The organism is Bacteroides sp. AM16-13 (assembly GCF_003602705.1).
GTDB lineage: Bacteria > Bacteroidota > Bacteroidia > Bacteroidales > Bacteroidaceae > Bacteroides > Bacteroides xylanisolvens.
This window is the reverse complement of sequence record NZ_QTLK01000009.1, coordinates 1-24,833: the sequence shown is the minus strand read 5'-3', so window position 1 is coordinate 24,833 and position 24,833 is coordinate 1. Positions and strand designations below refer to the sequence as shown.

Genomic DNA, 24,833 nt, shown 5'->3' with positions numbered 1-24,833 from the left:
GCATTATGAAAAAAGTATTTTTAGTGTTGGCTGTAGTTCTACTATGTACAGGATGCAGCAAAAGTGATGAGAATGAGTCATTAACAGGGTATCCAGAGATGTCTGAACCTGATGATGTCTGTTCAGCTATGGATGATATAGAATTCATGAAGTACTGTTATGATAACTTTGATGTAAACAAAGATGGCAAGGTGTCTCCTATTGAGGCTCAAGCAGTCACAACTATTGGCTTTGGTAATTCAACCACTAATATAAATGGTGTATTGACTAAAGTGAAATCCTTAAAAGGAATACAATATTTCACGAATTTAACGTCTCTTGAATGTAATTGTTGTATCATAAAATCATTAGATGTATCAAAAAACCTCAAATTAGCCTCGTTAAAATGTAATAGCTGTGGCTTAAAAGATTTGGATGTATCTAAGAATAAGAACTTGACTCATCTAGAATGTGGTAATTTACTCATTATTGATAGTAATAATAATGATATAATTGATGAAGATGAACTCGAAAACATGAACTCTATTCAGGAGTTAAACCTGTCTAGTAACAAAAGTTTACAGGAATTGAGGTGTAAAAATTTATGGTGGGCTACTAGCCTTGATTTATCTAATAATCAAGAATTAAAGATATTAGATTGTGAGCAAGCATCCATTTCAACATTAAATATATCTAAGTGTCCCAAATTAGTTGAATTAAACTGTGGACTAACAGACATACATATATTAGATATATCGAATAATTTTGAGTTGGAAAACATAAATTGTAATTATAGCAAAATTGCAAGCTTAGATATATCTAACAATCAAAAGCTTAAATCACTGAGTTGCAGCTATACAGCAATTAGTACTTTGGATATATCTAATTGTCTCCAAATAGAAAAAGTATATTGCTATGACTGCTCTTTATCTAGTATAACTATGAAAAGAAGCCAAGATAGATACAAAATATTTGGATATGTAAGTGTAGGCAATGTCTACTATATTGATTAGAAGGTATCTAAAGTTAAATCATATAGGATAATTGCAGTCTCTTATTAATTTCATCACTAATCATAGCCAGTTATCATCTCTAAAAGAAACATGATAAATACATAAAAATAAGTTACCCTGCTTACCCTACAGTAAGGTAAGTGGGTAACTTATATTTTAATGGTTATTCAGATTGCTTTTCTTTCAAAACATGACCTAATGTTTGCATTGACAATGACCTAAATCCAGTTTTCTGCACCAATACCTGTTCAATTTGAGCCGGTTGCATAAATGCACTTGCTGCTTCCATTACATGTTTCGAAAAAGCTGATTAAAACTTTTTCTTCAACAGAAACAGCTTTAAACTGTACATTTTTCTCATTTACTAAAGCTATTTCATCTTCATTAAACCAATACTGAAATCCTGTTTCATAAAGGCTTAGTAATTGTGCAAATAGCTGGTCAAGCGGTATGCCATGTTGAGTATTAATATGCTCAACTTCAAAACATAAACATCTCCCATTGGTCTCGAAATCTTTAAAAAATTGCTTTTTGTTTGTAATTCCAGTAAATGGAACTATAAATTCTTGCAATTCAAAAGGAATGATAGAATGAAACCATCTTGCTTTACCAATGCCATGTGTACCCCCAAGGATGATAGCAGTATGACTAATCACCCTTTCTTCTTTTAATGAAGCAACCATAGCAACTAACCATTTTTTCAAGCAAGACTGCCAGTATTCTTTGTTGGTAGTAATAATACTACTAGCTAACAATGATACATAGTCTTTCCCATCCCATTCTGGCAAATTATTCAGATAGCCTGCAAAAGGATTAAACTTTTGCACATAGCTTGCAAATATAGCCTTCCTAAGTAAATCCTTAGAACATGGAATATTAGCGTTTCCGATATCCTTTAGCATTAAGTTGAGTTCATAATCAGACAGGTAATGAAACTCTTCTGCATCTGAAATCCTCTTGTAGACTATTCTATGGGTATTTTCATTGTATCTGAATACATATGTTCTACTCAAGAAATTTTGGACTTGTTGAATTGCTATCATGGTTATGGCATGATTAGACAATGTTGTTAAATCAGTAGTTTTCATAAATTACCTCCTTTCTGGATAATGAGTTCCCTCAACTGTCCTTTGGACAAATACAACTTACCGCCAAATTCTATTAGCGGAAGTTCGCCTTTGGCTCTCCAATTAAACAATGTTCTTTTAGTAACCTTGAATATTTTTTCAAGGTCAAATAAATCATAAAGGATATTAGAATCCTTTTCCAATTTTTCTACTGCCTGTCCATCTCTTAGATGTGCAGTAGCTGCATTGGAAGCAGTTGCCAGATAATTTTCATTTTTCTGCTTCATTTTATTTATTTTTTCGTTGTGTGGTACACCACAACATAATTTATTTAGTTCTCCAACTGTACCACTGGAGTAAGCTATTGCAGGAACGAACAAGGCATAAAAAAACACCCAACAGAATTGGTATCTATTGTGTGTGTTATCTGAACCTGTCCACCTTTACTATCTACACTTTTGTAAAGGCTTCACTCTAATATCCGGAGTGGCTGCTGCGTCATTAGAGAGTGCAAGCTGATAAGGCATTGCCGAGTTCATGTCCTGCATAAACTCTTTGCAAAGGAATGTATTTCTTTTGAATGAAACAAATATATTGAAAGCTTTCTTTGTTGATTTCCTCATTTTTCATTCTTTTGCACTATGAAATTATTGTAACAATTAAATATATAGTATAATTGACGTTATATTGGACTATCTGTTTTAGTGAAGGCTATTTGTAATCTTCGACCTCTCATATACAGTTACATCACCATCTGTGTATTTATCCTATTTAAGAAAAGGTGCAGAACTTAGTAGCCTCTACCTTAATCTTAATATAGGTCGATTTATGCTTTATCGGCAACAAATTATATCAAGTTGATATCTATTGAATAATACTTTAAACTAATTTAGTTATGAAACAGAAGGAGGAAACTTAGTATCTATATACTATTATATTAAAATATTTTTGCTATTTTTGTAACAGAGCAATCAATGACAGACTGTATTGAATGTGCTGAAGGACTATTATAGAATTAATGAAGTTTTCAGTATGCTTGCAATGAAAGACTAACTTGTTGATTAATAGACAAGACTGGCGGCGGCGCAGGCAGCGATAGAAGGATAGTCAAATACGCTGGTTAGGTACTTAACTATCTGATAAATAGGCTGTAAATACTTGTGAAAGTATTTGCAGTCTATTTTATTTTAGATTATCATTGATTTTTAGTTGGGATTAATAGTATTTCTCTATTCCGCCAAATCCTGTGATCTTTTTATTTTCTTTCGTTTTATTGATAAAGTTGTTTAATCGCTTTTCAAATTCTTCAGGTCGTTTTCTGGCTGCTTCAATGTATGCAATTCGGATACGTTTATATGCGTCGGAAAAATGGAGATAATTTTCCCATATTGTCTTATCTTCCTTCAATCTTTCAATTATATCATTGGGGAAAATGAAAGGATCAGATAATACATTTCGTATTTTATCCTCAAATTTGGGGTGTATCATTTTATTTTCCAATAGCCACTTAAGTCTTTCTTTGTTAGCTTGCGAATAGGTACTTTTAGGGTTTCTGGGTGTGAAATGCTGAATTTTATGTTCTTTGTCGAGCGATTTTATCGTACTGTCAATCCACTCGAAACAAAGAGCTTCTTCAACAGCGTCGTTGTATGTGATACTTTTTTCGCCTGAAGATTTGCTGGGAAATACAAACCAAACTTCATTGGCAGTCTCAAAGTTGTCATTCAACCACTTTCGCCAATCTTTTCTGTTCTCGAAATACTTTATTTCTATTGACATAACCAATCGTTTAAACTAACTGTTTTATTGCCTTAACTTTCATAATATCGAAGCATTTTACACTATACAATGTCAGTCAAACGCGTCTGTGTCTGATGGCTGAAAGGCTTACCACCCGTCAAAGATACTAAATCTTAAAGAAACAGTCTTCATTACTTCTTAAATCCTTTGGCTTATTATGGTATGACGACACTCACTACATGCAATATATTTGAATAAGAATCGATAGCAAGAATTTTGTGTTGCTATATAATATGATGTACAGAGTCTCCGTTAAACATTTATTTGGTGTTTATTATAAAAAACTAACTAAATGTTTGTTTGTTCATAAAAACTGCTTTACATTTGCACCCAGAAATCAATCGACCGAATTGGGGTCTAACGTTTAATTTAAAAAACAAAGAAAATGAAAAAGGGTTTATTATTGGTAGTTGTGATGTTAGCAACTATCGCTGTAAAAGCACAAGACATTTACGTAGGCGGATCTTTGAACGTTTGGCGTAACAGCACAGGCAACACTACTTCTTTTAAAATTGCTCCGGAAATCGGATACAACTTTAATGAAACATGGGCGCTGGGTGCTGAATTAGCGTATGGACATGAGTATGCAAACAAAGTTTCTATGAATTCATTTGACTTTGCTCCGTATATCCGTTTCTCTTATTATGAAAGTGGTATTGTGCGTTTATTCTTAGATGGAACCGCTTCAATCGGTTTTGATAAAGTGAAAGATGGAGATACTTTTAAAAGAGGTCAAGTCGGTTTGAGACCGGGAATCGCAGTTAAGTTGAATGACAATTTCTCTTTTATAGCTAAGTATGGTTTCTTGGGTTATCGGAGAAATATGGATTATGATGAGGATTATGCTCCTATTAAGCATTCATTCGGACTTAATCTTACTAGCGAAGACCTTTCAATTGGTTTCCACTACGCATTCTGATAAGAAGAAAAGTAATTCAACAAAATAGGAAAGGGAGTTCTCAAAAATAGGGAATTCCCTTTTTTTATGTATAATCTCTATAAATTACGCACTTGTTAACGAAAAAGTTGTTTAATACAAATTACAATTATACATTTGCATTGTTAAACAATAAGGTCAATAAAAACCTTTAGTATTAATTTAAAACTTTAAAATTATGAAGAAGAGTGTTTTGTTTGTTTTATTTGCGCTGATTTCAGTAGCAGGTTTTTCTCAAATTACAGGTTGGAATGCCAAGGTAGGGATGAACTTTAGTAATTATACAGGTGATCTTGATCTGAATGCAAAAGTTGGCTTTAAGCTTGGAGGAGGTTTTGAATATGCTTTTAATGATACATGGTCATTGCAGCCTTCATTATTCTTGACTAGTAAAGGTGCAAAGAAAGATGGAAATAGCATTAATGCAATGTATTTGGAATTACCGGTAATGGCTGCTGCACGTTTTAATGTTGCAGATAATACGAATCTTGTAGTTAATGCAGGTCCTTATTTTGCTTGTGGTATTGCTGGTAAAACAAAATTTGATTTAGGAAACGATACAGAACGTAAAGTTGATACTTTTGGTGATGATGCTTTGAAGCGTTTTGATGCAGGTCTTGGCGTAGGAGTTGCATTGGAATTTGGTAGAATCATTGCAGGATTAGATGGTCAATTTGGTTTAGTTGATGTGGAAAAAGTTGGTAATCCTAAAAACATGAACTTTTCTATTGTTGTAGGATATAAGTTCTGATAAGAAAACACTGAAAATATAGAAAGCCGTTGCAGAAGGTAATTCGCAACGGCTTTTTTAATATTTCATGATTGGGAAAAACACTTCTCTTATTGGATAAAATGAGGAAGCATAACCAGTTAGTTTTATGATCGGCTATATTTATTAATCTGATAGTTTCTTCAGCTTTTTGAAATGCTCGATTACGGCTAAATAATTTTGGTCCTGACAAGCGTCGAATCTATTCCAGAGATCTCCTAAGACGACAGCTCCTCCAAAACCGAAATCCTTAATCTCCAATAAATTGTCTTCATTGATACCTCCCAATGCCATCACTTTCGAGTCGATAATCTTGGCTCTTTGTGCTTCGCGTAACTCTTCGGCAGTGTATGTTGAATAGTAATTCACTTTAGAGATACTGTCATAGATAGGGCTCATAAAAACATAGTCGTAAAAGTGCTTTCTGTTTTTTACCTCTTCCACAGAATGGCAGGAACAACTGATATGACCATAATAATCATGCGGTTCTTTGGGGTTACGTGCATTCAGGTGGATTCCCATCAGGTTGAATTCTTCTTTCAGATAAAAATGCTCATGTGTAACGATGCGACGGTGATATTTATCCGGAATAAGTGTCAATAGTCGTTCCGAATACATAGCCGGAGTCTCCGGCTTCCTAAGATGTAGGACATCCAGCCCCTCTTCGAAAAGAGCGGTAATAATCTTATCTTCTTCGACGAAGAAAGTAGGGGTGGTAACTACAATTAGTTTCATTTCTTTTGTTAAAATTGGATTGTTTAGCAAAGTTACTAATTAACTATGTCAGAAACCAACCTTTATAGTGAAAATTTGTTAGATTGCAGTGTCCGCAGGTCAATTGTCCATAGTTCGCCGGCTAAAACATCACCAAAACCACAGATTATTTTCAGTACTTCCGTAGCTTCAATGCTCCCTACAATGGCAGGAGTAACCCCCATCACTCCTTTGGGTGGAGGAGGCATCCGTTGCATTTCTTCTTCATCGGGATAAAGATCCCGGTAGTTTTTCTTTTGATTTCCGTAGTTGAACACAGAAACCTGTCCTTCAAAACCGCAGATAGCACCATATACGTAGGGCTTTTTCTGTGCAATGCAAATGTCGTTAATCAGGTAGCGGGTGGCAAAGTTGTCGCAGCCATCCACCACTATATCATATTCCTGAATGATATCATACGCATTGTCTTTCGTCAGCCGGGCAGCGTAGGGGTGTATTTCGATCTCACTGTTAAGAGCGGAGAGCCGTTCCGCAGCACAGATAGCTTTGGGTTTACCTAACCCCTTTTCGGAATAGAGCACTTGTCGTTGCAGGTTGGTGACGCTTACTAAGTCATCATCTACCAGCCCCAGGCATCCCACACCAGCACCTGCCAGGTAGAGAGCGATGGGAGAGCCCAGCCCTCCCACGCCTACAATAAGCACTTTGGCTTCCTGCAGTTTCTTCTGACCTTCTTCTCCGACTTCGGGAAGTATAATTTGTCTGTCGTATCGCATCTGTTTATCTTTTAAAATCAAAAGACTGATCCCAATCTTTCCAGACGGGTTCACGACCCAGTTTTTTCAAATCACGTTCCACTTCAACCGCCTTTCGCTCATCACTTACGTGAAATTGTTCCAGGGTTTGAGGATAACTGAAATATCCTCCCGGTTCAGTTTTACTTTCCGCACTCATGGTGGTTACGCCAAGTGTTGCCATGTGGTTTCGGATTTCTGCGCTCTCACGGGTAGAATAAGAGATATCTACATCATGGTCGAAGATTCGCATGGCGAATGTAAGTTGGGCGAGTTCCCGGTCATTCATGACTACATTCGGCTGGAATCCGCCGTTTTCAGACGGGCGCATACGCGGGAAGTTTACGCTGTATTTCGTTTTCCAGTAATGTTTCTGTAAATAACGCAGATGATAAGCCATCATCGTTACGTCGGTTCGCCATTCCTCCAGGCCGATCAGGACACCCATACCAATCTTGTGTACACCTGCCTGTCCCATGCGGTCGAAGCCGTTTACACGCCATTCGAATTTTGACTTCATGCCTCTTGGATGATACGTTTTGTAATTTGCTTTATGGTAAGTCTCTTGAAAACAGATCACTCCGTTCAGGCCATGATTGGTTAGCTCCTTGTATTCTTCCGCTTTAAGAGGCATTACTTCAATTTGCAGGTTGCTGAAATAAGGCTTTGCCAAATCCAACGCCCGGGCAATGTATGGGACACCTGCTGCGGCCGGGTTTTCACCGGTTACAAGCAGTAGATTCTCAAAAGGAGCCAACCGTTTGATGGCTTTGTATTCATTGACAATCTCTTCCTCTGTCAATATCGTTCTCTTCATCGGATTGCTGATGTGAAAACCGCAATAGACACAGGAATTGGTACATGAATTAGTTAGGTAGAGCGGTACAAACATAGAGATTATCTTACCGAACCGTTCCATTGTATATTTCTGACTAAGGCGTGCCATCACTTCCAAATAAGGAGTGGCGGCAGGTGAAATCAGCACCATAAAGTCGTTGACATCCAGATGCTCTTTTTTACCCAACGCACGGCGTACGTCAGCATCTGTTTTGGAATAGATGGCTTTTGTCGTCTCTTCCCAGGATATTTTTTCTAATTCGTCTGAGAACATTTTATTCAATTATAAATTAAAAATTAAAATGAGGGGAGAGGGTAGGTCAGTGGCCTGACGTTTTGTTTTTCCCCACTCATTATTTGTTGCTTTTAGTGCTTTTCTTTAAATCGCGTGACAATCTCATTGCACAGAAATTAGGTCCGCACATCGTACAATATTCTCCGTCGATATGGTGTCCTGCGCGGAAATAGGTCTGCGCCCGTTCCGGATCGAGAGACAGGTCGAACTGGTCTTTCCAGCGGAACTCATAGCGAGCTTTACTCAATGCGTTGTCGCGTACCTGTGCACCCGGGTGTCCTTTTGCCAAGTCAGCGGCATGAGCGGCTATCTTGTAGGTAATAACTCCTACGCGTACGTCTTCTTTATCAGGTAAGGCAAGGTGTTCTTTCGGGGTGACATAACAAAGCATAGCCGTCCCCAACCATCCGATTTGTGCGGCACCGATAGCAGAAGTGATATGGTCGTATCCGGGAGCAATATCCGTCACCAACGGGCCGAGCGTGTAGAAAGGGGCGTCATGGCATTTTTCAATCTGACGTTCCATGTTCTCTTTAATTTTATGCATCGGAACGTGTCCGGGGCCTTCAATAAATGCCTGAACATTCTTATCCCAGGCACGGAGCACCAGTTCTCCCATGGTATCGAGTTCGGCAAACTGCGCTTCATCGTTTGCGTCGTAGATAGAACCCGGACGAAGTCCGTCACCTAATGACACGGCTACGTCATATTGTGCCAGAATATCACAGATATCATCAAAATGATCGTATAAGAAACTTTCCTGATCGTGTACGAGGCACCATTTACTCATAATACTTCCTCCACGGCTGACAATGCCGCACAAGCGATTATCGGCAAGATGAACATTATGACGGCGAATCCCTGCATGGATGGTAAAGTAATCGACCCCTTGTTCACATTGTTCAATCAATGTGTCCCGGTAGATTTCCCAGGTGAGGTCTTCCACTATGCCATTCACTTTTTCAAGTGCCTGATAAATAGGAACAGTACCTACTGGTACGGGACAATTACGGATAATCCATTCACGTGTTTCATGGATGTTTTCTCCTGTGGAAAGATCCATCAACGTGTCTCCACCCCATTTACAGCTCCACAGTGCTTTCTCCACTTCTTCATCAATGCTGGAGGTAGTAGCCGAATTTCCGATGTTCGTATTGATTTTTACAAGGAAGTTACGTCCGATAATCATCGGTTCAGCTTCCGGGTGGTTGATGTTGGCTGGTAGTACAGCACGTCCCTCCGCAATCTCCTGACGAACAAATTCGGGGGTAATGTGAGTTTTAATTCCCAGTTCCTCACAATTCATATTTTCGCGGATCGCTACGTATTCCATTTCAGGAGTGATAATTCCTCTTTTGGCATACGCCATTTGGGTGATTGCTTCCCCTTTTTTAGCGCGATAGGGCAGGGCGATGTGTTCGAAACGTAAGTGATCGAGACTTTTATCATCTCTTCTCATTTGTCCGTATTCTGAAGTAATTTCGGGAAGTTGCTCTACATCACCACGCCCCACGATCCATTCTTCACGCATGCGGGGCAGTCCTTTTTTGAGGTCAATGTTCATTTCCGCATCACTGAACGGTCCGCTGGTATCATATACATATATTTCCGGATTTGGTGTTGCTATCTTTTCTTCGCCTTCAAAGCTGACACTGGGCACTTGCTCCACTTTCCGCATGGCAACGCGGATATTCGGATAAAGTTTACCAGGTAAATAGACTTTCTGCGAGCGGGGGAATTTTATTTTTTGTTCCATAGTTTATTTGTTTTAATCAAGAAAAGCCGTTAGAGGTGAACTTGCTTCTGCTACAAAGTCGACGGCTTGTAATCCTAATCCTGCTTCGTACGCCTGTCTTCCGGCTTCTGTAGCTGCTTTGAATGCTTTAGCCATTTCTACCGGATTTCCGGCAACGGCTATTGCAGTATTCACTAATACAGCGGAAGCTCCCAGTTCCATTGCTTCGGCAGCATGGCTTGGCGCGCCGATACCGGCATCCACTACCACCGGGATACCTGCCTGTTCGATAATGATTTGCAGGAATTCTTTTGTCTGCAATCCTTTGTTCGTACCGATGGGGGCACCGAGCGGCATAACGGTAGCTGCGCCTGCTTCTTCCAGCCGTTTGCAGAGTACAGGGTCAGCCTGGCAATAAGGTAACACGATAAAGCCCAGTTTCACCAGTTCTTCCGTAGCTTTCAGTGTTTCGATAGAGTCGGGGAGCAGATAGCGCGGGTCCGGATGAATTTCCAGTTTCAGCCAGTTTGTTCCAAAGGCTTCGTGAGCCAGTTGTGCGGCGAAAATAGCTTCTTCCGCGTTACGTACACCGGAGGTGTTGGGCAATAACTGAATATTCGGATGAATGATATGTTTCAGCATGTCGTCTTCTTTGTTATCCATGTCGATTCGTTTCATGGCAACAGTTACCATTTCCGTACCCGAAGCCAGGATAGCTTGTTCCATTACTTCATTGGAATTGAATTTTCCTGTTCCCAGGAAAAGGCGGGAGCTAAATTCGCGTCCCGCAATTACTAACTTTTCCATTCTATATATTTTAGTTGATTATTTAAATGCTGATTTTTTGAGACAGAAGAACATAAGAACAAAAATAAAACAGTAGAAATAATTATCTAAGTGCAGCTTTTATGTTCTTTTGTTCTTCTGTCTGAATTAAAATCCCATTTATCATTTGACAAATTATAAATCACTTTCAATGATTCTACGTGTTTCTTCTACCGGATTATCTGCTCCGAGAATAGTTCCTGACAGGGCTATTCCATTTACTCCTGTATGAAGTATGGCAGGAATATCTTCAAAAGTGATTCCTCCGATAGCTACAACGGGGATTTCGATATTCGCTTCCTTCATCTGTGAAAGAATAGAAGAATAGCCCTCTAAACCCAGTACAGGGCTTAGATTCTTTTTAGTGGTAGTAAACCGGAAAGGACCGATGCCGAGATAATCGGCTCCGGCACGATAGTGCTGTACGACATCTTCGAAAGTGTTTGCAGTGCCGCCGATAATAAAGGCTTCACCAAGTATTTGGCGGGCCTGGTCGATAGGCATATCCTTTTTGCCTAGATGCACACCGTCCACTTCCAGCTTTTTGGCCAGTTCGACGTGGTCATCCAGAATCAGGATTGCTTCGTGCTCTTTGCAAAGCGGCTTCAGTTGCAGGGCTACTGCTTCCACTTCTTCGAGAGGAGCGTCTTTCATACGTAGCTGGATCCATTTGCATCCGCCTTCGAGTGCCATACGTGCCGATTCGAGGTACGAATACCGTTCGGTCTGATGCGTGATAAATTGTAGACTAATCATCTCCTTATCCTCCGCAAGCCGCTTTGATAATCACCAGGTTATCGTTCTCGTGTAGAATGAAACACTCCCATTCGGTACGGGGAATCATTTTGTTGTTTACGGCGATAGCAATGCCTTGAACCGGAAGTTCGAGCTGTGCTGTCAGTTGCGTAAGGGTAGAGTCAGGAGACATTTCCACCTCTTTGTTGTTCACTTGTACTTTCATTGTCCTATCAGAATAAATAAGTTGAAAGTAAATACAAAGAGCGTGCTTAAATGGAAAGGCGATAAGAAGAAACACAATCCCTACGTCAGTATTAACTGCCTCAGGTTCCTAGGGTATAATCTCAGCCCCTCATGGGGCACCCCTTTGTCTTTACGGGAGCAAAGTAAGCGAAAAAGAAACAGAAAAACACTAAATCAGTCGATTTTTTTTCATTTTTCTGTTGATTCCTGTTTTTTGATGGGATGAGAAAAGATAAATCGGGCGCCATTTCTGTAGCTCTTGTCAATCCATATATCACCTCCCATATATTGGATGGTCAGTTTGCAGATAGCCAGTCCCAACCCTGTACCCTGCACGAATTCATTCAGCTTTTCGAAACGTTGGAATACGAGTTCCTGTTTATCTTCGGGGATTCCCGTGCCGGTATCTGTCACCGAGAACAGCATACATTGCTTTTCTTCGTCCACTTCATAATCCAGCGTGATACTTCCTCCGGCAGGAGTGAATTTCAAGGCATTATTCAGCAGGTTGATAATAATCTGTTGCAGACGCAACGGGTCCGTGTAGAGCATGTAAGGCTCCTTAGGCATTTGGAGTTTGATGTCTACATCCACTGTCTTGTTCCGGTTGGTGAGAGTAATCATATTCTGGCAATGGTTCACCAGCTCGCACCATTCATAGTTGAATTGCAGCTTTCCTGATTCCAGGCGTGATATATCCAGTACATCGCTAATCAGTTGGAGCAATAAATTGGAATTAGTCTGGACGATATCCGCATATTCTTTCAGTTCATCATTCTGCTCTACCGAACCGATAATCAGGCTGGAGAAACCGACAATTGCGTTTAAAGGTGTCCGTATCTCATGGCTCATATTCGAGACAAAAGCACTTTTTAATTGATTAGCTTCTTCGGCGCGCTCTTTGGCGTCGCGTAATTCGATTTCAGACTCTTCCAGTTTCTCTTTATCTTCCCGCAATTGTTGCGTGGTTCTTTCAAGGTGATTTTTCAGGATTTTCGTCCGGTAATAGTAATACAGGGAAATCATCAGACTTCCTACTAATACGAGGAAGATAATCAGGATAAATTGCACTTCTGTCTTGTAGGCTACAAAGAAGGGGATAGGCTGATTGATAACCATTGAGTTGACAGGCAACTTCTTGTTTTCAAATCCCCATTCCTTTAGTTTCTTCGCGTCAAATTTATATCGGTTGGGTAAGATATTGATGCTGCTGATACCCGTTTCCTTCTGGTCTAAAAAGCGGTAAGCATATTCTCCCATATTTTTTCCCACTCCTTCATATTGTGGGACATATCCTCCGATGGCCCAATAACCTATTGCGGTGGAAGTCATACTGAACACAGGTAGGAGTGGATTGGCTTTGGAAAAAGCATAAACGGAGTTGTTCATGTAAGTGATTCCCCGGCTGTCAATTCTCCAGATACCAAGAAGCATTGCTGTGTTTCTGGGAAGATTGCGCAATTGATTGGCAGCCATATCGAGTGTGTGGATGCGACCGTCAATATAGGTGATGGATAACTGCGGGAAATGTTGCAGGTTTTTCTTGAACCATGCCAGTTCGGCAAGTCCGTTATAGGTATTATCCGATACAAATACCAGGTGCTCTGTGTCCGGGTAGAAATCCTGTATCATTTCGATATCTTTGCTGATGTTATATTCGTATGTATCACAGTATTTTACGTTGTACTCCTTCATTCGTTCCGTTAAGTTGATACTTACAGGATTATAGTTCCGCATATCGATTGAATCCTCCGGAATACGGATGCCGTTGCGTGATGCCATTGCGCAGAAAACAGGAAGCTGCTTATATTTCTCATCTTCAAGATGAAGGAAACTGCTCCATGCTTCACCACCCAAAAGAATCACTAATTTAGCTTTCGGATGTTTGTCTAAAATATCGGTTAATGTTTTTTTCCATTGGTGCGCCTGCGTTAAATCCGTCGCATTCATGTTTTCTACAATGGTCGAGTATCTTCCTCCCAATTGGGTGTAGGTTTCTATAAATGTGCTGATGTTATCGTAGGTATATTTAGTGTCAGAATTGTATGAGGTAATGAACAGGATCTCTTCCTCTGGTTCTTCTGTGGCGGCAACGTTGCAGAAAAGGGGGAAGAAAAGAAGAACGGCAATGGAGACAATAAATCGTATCTCTTTTCTTTTATATAGTACCATAATTGTTTGTTATGCTAGTTTATGGGTTGCAAAAATACAACTAATGCGTTTGATATACAATAAAAGTTTGTTTTTTTAGTCTGTAAAAAAGGTCGCTGTGAAAACACAACGACCTTTTTCATAAGTATAGTTTTGCTAGTAAATCCGGTTACATTCTTTTTTCAACCACATCCCAGTCGATGATGTCCCACAGGGCATTTACGTGGTCGGCGCGGCGGTTCTGATAATCCAGATAATAGGAGTGTTCCCAAACGTCAAATCCGAGAAGTGGTTTCAAACCGGCACGTACCGGATTGCTTCCGTTGGCTTCTTTAGTGATTTTCAGTTTACCGTCTTTCCCAACGGATAGCCAAGCCCATCCTGAACCGAACAATCCGACTGCTGCTGCGTTGAATTCTTTCTTGAAGTTTTCAAAGCTACCGAAGTCGCGTTTGATAGCTTCTCCCAGTTTGCCTGCTGGTTCCTTCTTTGAGGGTTTCGGGGCGAATTGCAGGAAGTACAGATTGTGATTCAATACTTGTCCGGCGTTATTGAATATAGCTCCGTCCGGTGCGGTTGCAACGATTTCTTCTACCGTTTTACCTTCATATTCTGTTCCGGGCACGAGGCTATTCAGATTATTTACATACGTTTGTAGATGTTTTCCGTAATGGAAATCTATTGTTTGCTGACTGATTACAGGTTCCAACGCATTGTTTGCGTAAGGAAGTTTAGGCATTTCGTAAGTCATGGTCATCATAATTAAAGACATTAATATAGTATTCATAATGTTACAAGTTTTAATTGGCTTGTTATACTATAATAACAGAAGCCTTCTGCAAAATGTTCACAGCATCTTACTTTATTTGTAAATGTACTGTATACGTTCCACCTCTTTCGGGTGATCGCGGTTGGTCCGGCAGATCCATTGGCCCGTATTGTCATATTCATAATAAGAATTGCCGTCAATCCGGTTCCCGTATTTATCATACAGGCAAGTCAGGCATCCGGACGTTTTTTGGTTATTACCCAAAATCCGTTGGTAGACAATCTGCGACAGATAACCGTATTTATCGTATTCATAAGCATCTTTTTGTGAAATAACTTGATCCGGAGAATTGGCAAAAAGCAAGTTTTGATGTTGGGATGAAATCAATCTTCCTTTATCATCATATTTGTTGGCGGTGTATGCCTGAAGTTCTCCGTTCTTATTATATTCTTTGGTTTCGGTCAATAATCCCTGTTTGTTGTAGGAGCTTATGACGACTCTTCCGTCTGCATACTTGAGCGAATCACTCTCAATACTTCCATCGGTACCGATGCGGCGTGTCCGCCGGTAGAGATCCGTTTTGGTTTTCGGATTCGTTTGTACCTCAAAGATGCAGTGACCTTGCGGGTCGTATAATCTATTCGTCTGTATTTCATTGCCTGGCTGCCCGTTCTTCATGGTAAGTGCCAGGGTGGAGACGAGCTGTCCTTTATCGTCATACGAATAAGTGGTCGAGGTGGTCCCTGTACTGTCGTTTTCCGCAGACTTTATCAATCGCCCTCCATTATAGTATTTCACGGAAGTAGGGGTGGATATGATTGTTTGCAGAATAAAAGGTGCCCGCAGTGCGTTGGCCTGGTCGCGAAATTCCTTGTATCTGTGTGTGCAAAGAAAATCCTGCAACATACTTAACGATTCGGAATTGACAATGGCAGGTTTTAAAAGCTCAAAATCAGCTTTTTCACTAAGATATTCAAGGTCATCCAGGTGCGTACGTGCTGTGGAAGTCAGGTAAGGTGATTGCTTATAATCGTCAATGATCTGCCGGATAGCTGTTGCGTTTCCTTTCTCCCGGAGACTGTCAATCCCTTGAAACAGAAAGTCGTCGTATAACGTGCGGACTTCCGAAAGGAAGGGACGTGTGTCTTTATCAGTGAAGAATTTCTGCATGGCGGCATTATCAAAGAATGCTTTAAAATTCGCAGAGGTCGGATTACTCTTTACGATCTGATAAAGCCGTTTGTTCTCCGCAGTGTTGATTTGAGAGATAAACTTGCCGTTCGGATATTCCGAGATATACGTTTGATAGATGTTCAGCGCAGGTGTTTTCAGCATCCCTTCCAGTAGGGCCAGTTCGCGGATGTCCCGCACCTTTTGCAAGAGGGCGGAGTCTGCCGGATAGCCGCTTGACTGGATGCTGTCCATCAATGTCTTGCTAAAGGGAATCTGCTCTTTCGATGCTTCCAGGATGGAGATAACAGCCTGTTCCGCTTTGTCTTGTACGTTGGAAAGCTGTATTTTCTCTTCTTCGCAGATATTCGGAAAATAAGCTTTCGTAGCTTGTTCGTAACAGCCGAAATAGTTGGTGGCGGCTTGCTCACTTTGTTTGTTCCACAATTCGTTGAGAACGTCCAACAATGCCAGTTCTTCGGCATAATAGGTTTGCGTCTCTTCATCTATCTTATCACGGTTTTTCTGCCATTTGTCGGCGTCATTATCGTTCAGATACCTTAGCAGCTTTTCCAAGCGGCTCTGCTTTTGTGCCATTGCCTGTGGAATGCAGGCAACCAGAAACAAACTTAAAATAATTGATAAAAATATACTCCTTTTCATTGCTTTTTGGGGTTAGGTTAAAATAGTTAGTGATGAAAATTCATAAAAATACCTTCATTCTCGAATGAATATTATACTTTTGTATTGAGAACAAATTTGAGTGCCAAGGGTTTGTTAAAAATCCACATTGTTTTTATAATGCTGTTATGAATACCAATTATATAGATGAATTGAACGAGAGTCAGTGTGCAGCAGTGACTTATAATGACGGTCCTTCGCTGGTGATAGCCGGTGCGGGTTCGGGGAAGACGCGTGTGTTGACTTATAAAATCGCTTACTTGCTGGAGCAGGAGAACGGGTATAATCCGTGGAATATCCTTGCGCTGACCTTTACTAATAAGGCTGCGCGCGAGATGAAAGAGCGTATTGCCCGGCAGGTAGGTATGGAACGGGCACGTTATTTGTGGATGGGTACTTTCCATTCCATTTTCTCACGTATTCTTCGTGCCGAAGCACAATATATCGGATTTACTTCCCAGTTTACCATTTATGATACGGCTGATAGTAAGAGCCTGCTTCGTTCCATCATCAAAGAGATGGGGTTGGACGAGAAAACTTATAAGCCGGGAGTAGTGCAGGCACGCATCTCCAATGCAAAAAACCATTTGGTCACTCCTACGGGGTACGCTGCCAATAAAGAGGCTTACGAAGGAGATATGGCTGCCAAGATGCCTGCTATCCGTGACATCTATACCCGTTATTGGGACAGATGCCGTCAGGCGGGAGCGATGGATTTTGATGATTTATTGGTATATACCTATATTCTGTTTCGTGACTTTCCGGAAGTGCTGGCACGTTATCGCGATCAGTTCCGTTATGTGTTGGTGGACGAGTATCAGGATACGAATTATGCGCAGCATAGCATTGTTCTGCAACTGACAAAGGAGAATCAACGTGTCTGTGTGGTGGGAGATGATGCGCAAAGTATCTATTCTTTCCGTGGGGCGGATATTGATAATATTCTCTATTTTACGAAAATCTATCCCAACACGAAAGTCTTTAAACTGGAACAGAATTACCGTTCCACACAAACCATTGTTTGTGCTGCCAATAGCCTGATTGAAAAGAACGAACGTCAGATACGGAAAGCTGTGTTTTCGGAGAAAGAAAAAGGGGAACCCATCGGTGTGTTTCAGGCGTATAGTGATGTGGAAGAGGGTGATATTGTGGCTAATAAGATTGCGGAGTTACGTCGGGAATATCACTACGGATATGCTGAATTTGCCATTCTATATCGTACGAATGCGCAAAGCCGTATTTTCGAAGAGGCTCTTCGGAAACGGAGTATGCCTTATAAGATTTACGGGGGACTCTCGTTCTATCAGCGGAAAGAGATAAAAGATGTGATTGCTTATTTCCGTTTGGTGGTGAATCCGAATGATGAAGAAGCGTTTAAACGAATCATCAATTATCCGGCTCGTGGCATTGGAGATACCACGGTCGGGAAGATTATATTAGCGGCTACCAATCATGGCGTAAGTCTTTGGGCGGCAGTCTGCGAACCATTGAGTTACGGACTGGATATAAACAAAGGAACTCATGCAAAACTGCAGGGCTTTCGTGAACTGATAGAAGGTTTTATTGCCGATCAGGCGGATAAGAACGCTTATGAAATAGGAACGGATATTATCCGTCAGTCCGGTATTATCAATGATGTTTGTCAGGACACATCCCCCGAGAATCTAAGTCGTAAGGAGAACATAGAAGAGTTGGTGAATGGTATGAATGACTTCTGCGCTTTGCGGCAGGAGGAAGGCAATCCGAATGTGTCTCTTACTGATTTCCTTTCGGAAATTGCGTTGCTCACCGATCAGGACTCCGACAAGGCGGATGATGGGGAAAAGATAACGTTGATGACCGTCCATTCGGCGAAAGGATTGGAGTTTAAGAATGTATTTGTGGTTGGTCTGGAAGAAAATCTGTTTCCCAGTGGGATGGTCGGAGATTCTCCCCGGGCGCTGGAAGAAGAACGTCGCTTGTTCTATGTAGCTATTACCCGTGCGGAAGAACATTGCTATCTGTCTTTTGCCAAAACCCGTTTCCGTTACGGAAAGATGGAGTTTGGAAGTCCCAGCCGTTTCCTGCGTGATATTGATGTTGATTACTTGCGGTTGCCGCATGAAGCAGGAGTGAGCCGTGCTGTGGATGAAGGAGCGGGACGTTTTCGCAGGGAGATTGAAGGGGGATTTGCCCGTTCTGCTTCTCCGTCGCGTGCGCCTTTCGGTAGTAATTCTTCCGAGCAGCGTGAACGTCCGAAAGCACAGATTATTGCTCCCAGTGTACCGAGAAATTTGAAGAAGGTAAGTGCTGTTGGTGGAAGTAGCAGTGCGCAGATGGCGTCTTCCGGTTCAGCATCGGTAGCAGGAGTACAAGTCGGACAGATGATAGAGCACGAACGTTTCGGATTGGGCGAAGTGCTGAAAGTGGAAGGAACGGGAGACAATGCGAAAGCCACTATTCATTTTAAAAATGCGGGTGACAAACAACTATTGTTGCGTTTCGCTCGTTTTAAAGTGGTAGAATAAATAATAACACTAAATAGAGAGGCTCATGAAGAAACAACTAACAGTAATTTTGCTTTCCGCTTTGCTTTTGAGTGGATGTGCGTCGGGGCGTATGGGAAATCCGGGAGCTATCATGGCGGGTGCTTCTATCGGAGGTAGTCTGGGAAGTTCGATAGGCGGACTTATCGGAGATAATAATCATGGCTGGAGGGGCGGTTATCGTGGCTCTGCCATTGGAAATATTGTAGGAACCATTGCCGGTGCGGCTATTGGAAACGCATTGACGGCACCGAGACAAGAGCAGATAGAGGAGGATGCGTATATTCCTGAAGTACGGGAAGTACGTGTGCAAAAGTATAAGAAGCAGCCGCAAGTGCAGCCGCCCATTTCTCAACTGAAGTTGCGCAAAATCCGTTTCATTGATGATAATCGTAGTCATGTGATTGATGCGGGAGAAAATAGCAAGATTATCTTTGAGATTATGAATGAAGGGAGAAAGCCTGTCTATAATGTGGTTCCTGTGGTAGAAACGGTAGGAAAGGTGAAGCATCTCGGCATCTCTCCTTCGGTGATGATTGAGGAAATTCTTCCGGGTGAGGGTATCCGTTATACGGCTTCGATTCATGCAGGTGAAAGGTTGAAAGACGGTGAAGTGACATTCCGTGTCGCAGTGGCGGACGAGAATGGGGTGATTTGTGATTCGCAGGAATTTACCTTGCCTACACAGCGCGGGAACTAGAGTTAAAAGCCCGAAATATCCGGTTTAAATATAGTGACGGTATATGCCTTGGATAGTGACGCTATCCTGTGCATATACCGTCACTATGTTGGTGGGATAGCGTCACTCTTTAATGATCCATTTTCCTAAATTCCGTTTCTCGGCATCAAAGGAAACACCTACCTTTATGAGCTTCCTGCCGTCAACACTATAAGGTAACATATAACCTTTTTCATCTATCTGCCGTAAAGCGTCTTCGGCTGTACCCTCTAGTTTGAATTCGAATACATAGATATAATCGGCGGTTTTTACTACTGCGTCTGCACGACCGATAGCGGTACGTACTTCCGCCTGTGTGAATTGCCCCATTAGTTTGAAGACCAAATAGAATACAACTTGATAGTGACGTTCCGTTTTCGAATTCAATTCGTAAGGGAAGTCGGCGAAGAAACAGTTCAAGCGGGTAAGGAATGCATCAACATCACCCGTTTCCAATTCATGAACAAACTTGCCGATATAAAACGAAGTATCGGTAGACGAGACAGGAGTATAAAAGGGGGCGGCAAAATTAAGAAAGCCATATTTCACTTCTTCATTAGGAAATCCCAATATATATACACGAAAACGTTGGTCGTAGGACTTTATCGTCAGATACCCGCTTTGATAAATCATCGGTATGGGATTACTGATATTCGCCCTGTCGTCACTCAAAGAGGCGGAAGAAACTTCGATGCCATCAAGTTCACGAAGGTCAAAATCAGTCTTTTTAAGTATCTCCACCAGGAAAGTGGGAGTGCCGCTGGCAAACCAATAGTCGCCGAAACGCAGTTTGTCGAGGGCGCTAAGTACGCTAAACGGGTTATATATTGGAGCAAATCCCTTGCTCGGAGTAAAACGGTAACCGTCATATTGTCGGGTAAGTTGTTCCACTACATTGTCATAAGTTGCTTCCGTTTGTGCGGCCAGTGCTTGAAGTTCAGGAGCAAAAGTTGCTTCTATTTCAGGGCGAGTCATGCCGCAGAGAGCATTATATTCAAGGTCAAAGCTGATATCGTTGAGTTGATTCAGTGTGCTGAATATCCCCATTTGCGCAAATTTTGTCACTCCGGTGATAAAGACAAACTGCAAGTAAGCATCGGTACTTTTGAGCACGGTATAAAAGGCTGTCAATGTTTTACGATAGTCGTCTTGCAATTCCGGATTATCGAATGATTGTAGCATGGGTTTATCATATTCATCAACGAGCACAACTACCCTGCGTCCGTTTTGTTCATAGGCTTGTTGGATGATTGTGGCGAACCTGCCGGAAAATGTCATTGTTCCTTTATCAATACCGTATTGTGTTTCCCACCTTGTCAGGTGAAATTCCAGCATTTTCTCTAATCGTTCTTTGCTGTCATATTTTTCAGCATTTAAGTCGAGGTGAAGTACCGGATATTCGAACCAATTCTGTTCCAATTGTTCGATAGCAAGTCCCTTGAAGAGTTCTTTCTGTCCTTTGAAATAAGCTTCAAAAGTAGATAGTAGCAGACTCTTTCCGAAACGCCGCGGGCGACTAAGGAAACAAGGAGCACCCGCTTGTACCAAACGAAACACCAACGCAGTCTTATCCACATAAAGAAAACCTTCAGAGCGGAGTTTTTCGAAGCTTTGTATTCCTATCGGGAGCTTGCGGAGCATATTAACGGATGCATTCATAACAACTTTCATTTTCAATATAACAATGATACGGGCAAAGATAACAAATTCAGATTGTATTTTGTCCAAGATATGCGTAAAAACGTTATCTTTGTTCATGTTTCAACAAAAAACATTAGATTGATATGAAAGAGATATTTAGAAGATATCCTATCGGGATACAGAATTTTGAGCAGTTACGTAATATGGATTGTGTATATATTGATAAAACCGCATTGATTTATCAATTAGTCCATACTGATACTGTGTATTTCCTTAGCCGCCCCCGTCGTTTCGGAAAGAGTCTTCTAGTTTCTACTATGGAAGCCTATTTCTCCGGAAAAAAAGATTTATTCAAAGGACTGGCAATAGAACAGTTGGAACAAGAATGGACTGTTTATCCTGTGTTGCATATTGATTTCAGCAGAACAAAATATACCGCTATCGAAGACTTGCAAGAGCAACTGAATCTTTATCTAAGCGGATGGGAGAGGACTTATGGAAAAAATGAAGAAGAAACGAGTTATGCAGCTCGTTTGACGGGTTTGCTTCAACGAATTTATCAACAGACAGGAAAGCAGGTTGTCGTATTGATTGACGAATATGATGCACCTTTATTGGATAGTAATAGTGACTCTGCTTTACAAGGACAATTACGGATCGAGATGAGGAAATTTTTCAGTCCTCTCAAAGCCCAAGGACAATACCTTCGTTTTTTATTTCTGACAGGTATCAGTAAATTCAGTCAGATGAGCATATTCAGTGAGTTAAACAACTTGCAGAATATCAGTATGAGTGATGATTACAGTTCTATTTGCGGTATTACAGAACAGGAATTGCGGAGTCAGATGCTGCCGGATATTGAGAGGATAGCCCAAGCGAACAATGAGACTTATGAAGAAGCCTGCCAGCATTTGAAACGGCAATATGACGGTTATCATTTTAGCAAAAACTGTGAAGATATTTATAACCCGTTCAGTCTTTTCAATGCTTTTTCTCAAAGGGATTATAAAAGTTTCTGGTTCTCTACCGGTACGCCCACTTTCTTGATTGAAATGTTACAGCGAATGGACTTCAGTCTCAATTTATTGGAGAAGATGGAAGTGAAAGATGAAGACTTTGATAAAGCAACGGAAGTGATCACTGATCCGATTCCTGTACTTTATCAGAGTGGTTATTTGACTATCAAAGGATATGAACCTCTTTTTCGTACATACACATTAGGTTATCCGAACGAAGAAGTTAAAATAGGCTTTATTGAGACACTGATTCCTTCTTATCTTAATCAGCCAACCCGTGAAAGTAATTTCTATGTAGTCTCTTTCGTAAGAGACTTGATGAAAGGTGATATTGAGCAGTGCCTTCTTCGTACTCGTTCTTTCTTTTCTTCTATACCATACGATTTGGAGAACAATCAGGAGAAGCACTACCAAACTATCTTCTATTTGTTATTCTGTTTGATGGGGCAATATGTGGATGTAGAGGTTAAGAATGCTATTGGCAGAGCAGATGTGGTGATAAAGATGTCTGATGCGATTTATGTGTTTGAGTTTAAAGTGGACGGAACACCCGAAGAAGCGTTGGCGCAAATTAATAGTAAACAATATGCTATTCCTTATGAGATAGATCATCGCAAGGTTGTTAAAATTGGAGTAAACTTTGATAGTACGACACGGACGCTGGGACAGTGGAAAATAAAATAGGAAAATAATATGAGAAACACACTATTAGCAGTTGGAATTGTCCTGATGGGAATCTCTGTTTCGGCACAAACCAGAGTGATTGAATATCCGGCAACAGGAGCACGTACAACTGATGCACTGGAGTTATATCAAGTTGAGGTTTCAGATACAGCTGTTGTTATTAAGGGCGATATGTATAGTCGTCCCAATTCATGGGTTAGCATAGCGTCTTCCTCTGTACTAAAAGGAAGACAAACAGGGAAAATGTATCGTCTGATACGTGCGACAGGTATAAAATTGGATAATAAGGAATATATGCCTGTATCCTGTAACCGTTCATTTACATTACAATTCGAACCAATAGATAAACGTGATAAATCAGTGGATTTTGATGAAATGCTGACTGGAGACAATGGCTTTCAGATAAATGACATTTCTTTAGAGAAGCCGGATCAAAAGAAGAAAATACATTGTCGTATTGAAGGTAAAGTGATTGATAATCCCGCATACAGTCGTTTAATGTTGATGCCGGAAGGCACTGATCCCCGTGTGCAGGAATGGATTTCTGTCCCGGTGCGTGATGGAAAATTCTCTTATGATTTATATGTTGATAAAGAAGAGCCCTATATATTATATGCCTGGAGCGATCAGATGAATGGTGCGTGGCATCCGATTTCTTTCTTTTCCGAGAATGGTAAAATAGAATTGGCCTTGTATTCAATGGAGAAAGAACCGGAAATACATTCGAATGCACCGTTGACAAGTGAACTTCTTCGTTTCCGGAAAGAAACGAATGATCGATTTATGTTTCCTCTTGAGAAAGAGAGAGAACGTTTAGAGCAGGAAGGGAAAATAGAAACTCCGGAGATGAGGGTTTTACATGGGCAATTTGCAAAGACGGAGGACAAGCAGGAATTAGATGCGATTCGCAAAAAGGCACGTCAACTGGAAAAAGAAGGGAAAGCATATACGGAAGAATATAAAGCATTTGAACAAAAGAGCCAGGAAGTGTATAGTAAATATAGGGAATATCAAAATGAGTATATCCAGTCAAATCCTACTTTAGTGGGACTTTACTTATTGACTCGTCAGGCAAGAAGAATGCATGATTCCGATGAAAATATGACTACTTATATCAATCTATACCGTACAGTATACGCTGAAAAATTTACTGATAATCCTATGACGGAGTATATGAAATTATGGATTGTAAGTAACGAAATAAAGATCGGCGGAAATTTTGTTGACTTTACAGCACCTGATTTACAAGGTGTTCAATATACATTATCCGAAGAGATACAGGGAAAAGTAGCGTTGATCGATTTATGGGCTTCATGGTGTGGTCCTTGTCGTCGTACTTCTATCAGTATGATTCCTGTTTATGAAACGTATAAAGATAAAGGATTTGTAGTAGTGGGCGTAGCTCGTGAACGCAAGGCTGCTGATATGAAAAATGCTGTTGCTAAAGACAAATATCCATGGCTCAATCTTCTGGAATTAAATGATGCAGGCAAGATCTGGGAGAGGTATGGTGTAGGTAATGGTGGCGGATGTACTTATCTGGTGGATAAAAATGGGAAAATATTGGCTATTCATCCTACTGCGGAGGAGGTGAGAACTTGGTTGGAGAAGCTGCTTTCGGATTAAACCACGGACATAATATAAGAAGAGACATTTTATTGGGAATCAAACATTTTCTGCTTACCTTTCCTCTAAAAAGAAAAATCTCCTGCTCTTATATTCGCATGTAACT

The 24,833-nt window shown here is 40.8% G+C and carries 22 protein-coding genes and 1 riboswitch; of the genes, 7 read left to right on the top strand and 15 right to left on the bottom strand.

The window, feature by feature from the left end; all coding sequences use genetic code 11:
• The first annotated feature begins 5 nt into the window (after positions 1-5).
• Entirely contained in the window at positions 6-992 is a 987-nt protein-coding gene (locus tag DW173_RS09275) for a leucine-rich repeat domain-containing protein (RefSeq protein WP_049702632.1), read from the top strand.
• 248 nt (positions 993-1,240) lie between these two features.
• Here DW173_RS09275 and DW173_RS09270 read toward each other — a convergent pair whose 3' ends face one another.
• The 4 genes from DW173_RS09270 to DW173_RS09260 form a co-directional block, all read right to left on the bottom strand.
• Positions 1,241-2,080, bottom strand: a complete 840-nt coding sequence (locus tag DW173_RS09270) for a VapE domain-containing protein (protein ID WP_049702633.1) — start codon at positions 2,078-2,080, stop codon at positions 1,241-1,243.
• Entirely contained in the window at positions 2,077-2,346 is a 270-nt protein-coding gene (locus DW173_RS09265; RefSeq protein WP_049702634.1) for a DNA-binding protein, read from the bottom strand. Before DW173_RS09265 ends, DW173_RS09270 begins: the two co-directional genes overlap by 4 nt.
• A gap of 159 nt (positions 2,347-2,505) precedes the next feature.
• On the bottom strand, positions 2,506-2,682 hold the full coding sequence (locus tag DW173_RS23805) for a hypothetical protein (RefSeq protein ID WP_153882615.1): 177 nt from the start codon (positions 2,680-2,682) through the stop codon (positions 2,506-2,508).
• 592 nt (positions 2,683-3,274) lie between these two features.
• A complete protein-coding gene (locus DW173_RS09260) occupies positions 3,275-3,838 on the bottom strand; it encodes a YdeI/OmpD-associated family protein (RefSeq protein WP_008643692.1) in 564 nt (187 codons plus the stop codon).
• Between the two features lie 406 nt (positions 3,839-4,244).
• Here DW173_RS09260 and DW173_RS09255 point away from each other — a divergent pair, with 406 nt between their 5' ends.
• Complete coding sequence (locus tag DW173_RS09255) at positions 4,245-4,778, top strand: outer membrane beta-barrel protein (protein WP_009039498.1); 534 nt, start codon at positions 4,245-4,247, stop codon at positions 4,776-4,778.
• A gap of 196 nt (positions 4,779-4,974) precedes the next feature.
• Positions 4,975-5,547 carry a porin family protein gene (locus DW173_RS09250; RefSeq protein ID WP_049702636.1) on the top strand — a complete coding sequence of 191 codons (573 nt, stop codon included), beginning with the start codon at positions 4,975-4,977 and terminating at the stop codon, positions 5,545-5,547.
• A 144-nt stretch (positions 5,548-5,691) separates the two neighbouring features.
• On the opposite strand, the gene DW173_RS09245 is transcribed toward DW173_RS09250, so the two are convergent.
• The 10 genes from DW173_RS09245 to DW173_RS09200 form a co-directional block, all read right to left on the bottom strand.
• On the bottom strand, positions 5,692-6,300 hold the full coding sequence (locus tag DW173_RS09245; protein WP_004313169.1) for a thiamine phosphate synthase: 609 nt from the start codon (positions 6,298-6,300) through the stop codon (positions 5,692-5,694).
• A gap of 62 nt (positions 6,301-6,362) precedes the next feature.
• Positions 6,363-7,055 carry a HesA/MoeB/ThiF family protein gene (locus tag DW173_RS09240; protein ID WP_118419474.1) on the bottom strand — a complete coding sequence of 231 codons (693 nt, stop codon included), beginning with the start codon at positions 7,053-7,055 and terminating at the stop codon, positions 6,363-6,365.
• 4 nt (positions 7,056-7,059) lie between these two features.
• A complete protein-coding gene (gene thiH, locus DW173_RS09235) occupies positions 7,060-8,184 on the bottom strand; it encodes a 2-iminoacetate synthase ThiH (RefSeq protein ID WP_120144362.1) in 1,125 nt (374 codons plus the stop codon).
• 79 nt (positions 8,185-8,263) lie between these two features.
• Positions 8,264-9,961, bottom strand: coding sequence for a phosphomethylpyrimidine synthase ThiC (thiC, locus tag DW173_RS09230; protein WP_049702637.1), 1,698 nt, complete (start codon positions 9,959-9,961; stop codon positions 8,264-8,266).
• A gap of 12 nt (positions 9,962-9,973) precedes the next feature.
• Positions 9,974-10,747, bottom strand: a complete 774-nt coding sequence (locus DW173_RS09225; protein ID WP_049702638.1) for a thiazole synthase — start codon at positions 10,745-10,747, stop codon at positions 9,974-9,976.
• A 153-nt stretch (positions 10,748-10,900) separates the two neighbouring features.
• Complete coding sequence (locus tag DW173_RS09220) at positions 10,901-11,521, bottom strand: thiamine phosphate synthase (protein ID WP_008022656.1); 621 nt, start codon at positions 11,519-11,521, stop codon at positions 10,901-10,903.
• A gap of 4 nt (positions 11,522-11,525) precedes the next feature.
• The gene (thiS, locus tag DW173_RS09215; protein ID WP_008022653.1) at positions 11,526-11,726 is read right to left on the bottom strand and encodes a sulfur carrier protein ThiS; all 201 of its coding nucleotides are present in this window, start codon (positions 11,724-11,726) and stop codon (positions 11,526-11,528) included.
• 60 nt (positions 11,727-11,786) lie between these two features.
• A riboswitch (TPP riboswitch) is annotated at positions 11,787-11,880 on the bottom strand.
• 55 nt (positions 11,881-11,935) lie between these two features.
• Positions 11,936-13,918, bottom strand: a complete 1,983-nt coding sequence (locus DW173_RS09210) for an ATP-binding protein (RefSeq protein WP_120144361.1) — start codon at positions 13,916-13,918, stop codon at positions 11,936-11,938.
• A gap of 148 nt (positions 13,919-14,066) precedes the next feature.
• Positions 14,067-14,684, bottom strand: a complete 618-nt coding sequence (locus DW173_RS09205; protein WP_008022648.1) for a superoxide dismutase — start codon at positions 14,682-14,684, stop codon at positions 14,067-14,069.
• Between the two features lie 75 nt (positions 14,685-14,759).
• A complete protein-coding gene (locus DW173_RS09200) occupies positions 14,760-16,499 on the bottom strand; it encodes an RHS repeat protein (protein ID WP_120144360.1) in 1,740 nt (579 codons plus the stop codon).
• A 146-nt stretch (positions 16,500-16,645) separates the two neighbouring features.
• On the opposite strand from DW173_RS09200, the gene DW173_RS09195 reads away from it, so the two are divergent.
• Both DW173_RS09195 and DW173_RS09190 read left to right on the top strand, forming a co-directional pair.
• Positions 16,646-19,024, top strand: coding sequence for an ATP-dependent helicase (locus DW173_RS09195; protein WP_120144359.1), 2,379 nt, complete (start codon positions 16,646-16,648; stop codon positions 19,022-19,024).
• Between the two features lie 25 nt (positions 19,025-19,049).
• Positions 19,050-19,742 carry a hypothetical protein gene (locus DW173_RS09190; RefSeq protein ID WP_004313158.1) on the top strand — a complete coding sequence of 231 codons (693 nt, stop codon included), beginning with the start codon at positions 19,050-19,052 and terminating at the stop codon, positions 19,740-19,742.
• A 102-nt stretch (positions 19,743-19,844) separates the two neighbouring features.
• Here DW173_RS09190 and DW173_RS09185 read toward each other — a convergent pair whose 3' ends face one another.
• Entirely contained in the window at positions 19,845-21,419 is a 1,575-nt protein-coding gene (locus tag DW173_RS09185) for an ATP-binding protein (protein WP_120144380.1), read from the bottom strand.
• 125 nt (positions 21,420-21,544) lie between these two features.
• Here DW173_RS09185 and DW173_RS09180 point away from each other — a divergent pair, with 125 nt between their 5' ends.
• Together DW173_RS09180 and DW173_RS09175 are read left to right on the top strand one after the other, a co-directional pair.
• Complete coding sequence (locus DW173_RS09180; RefSeq protein ID WP_120144358.1) at positions 21,545-23,101, top strand: ATP-binding protein; 1,557 nt, start codon at positions 21,545-21,547, stop codon at positions 23,099-23,101.
• Positions 23,102-23,110: 9 nt separating this feature from the next.
• Positions 23,111-24,727, top strand: coding sequence for a redoxin domain-containing protein (locus DW173_RS09175; RefSeq protein WP_049702646.1), 1,617 nt, complete (start codon positions 23,111-23,113; stop codon positions 24,725-24,727).
• Positions 24,728-24,833: the final 106 nt, after the last annotated feature.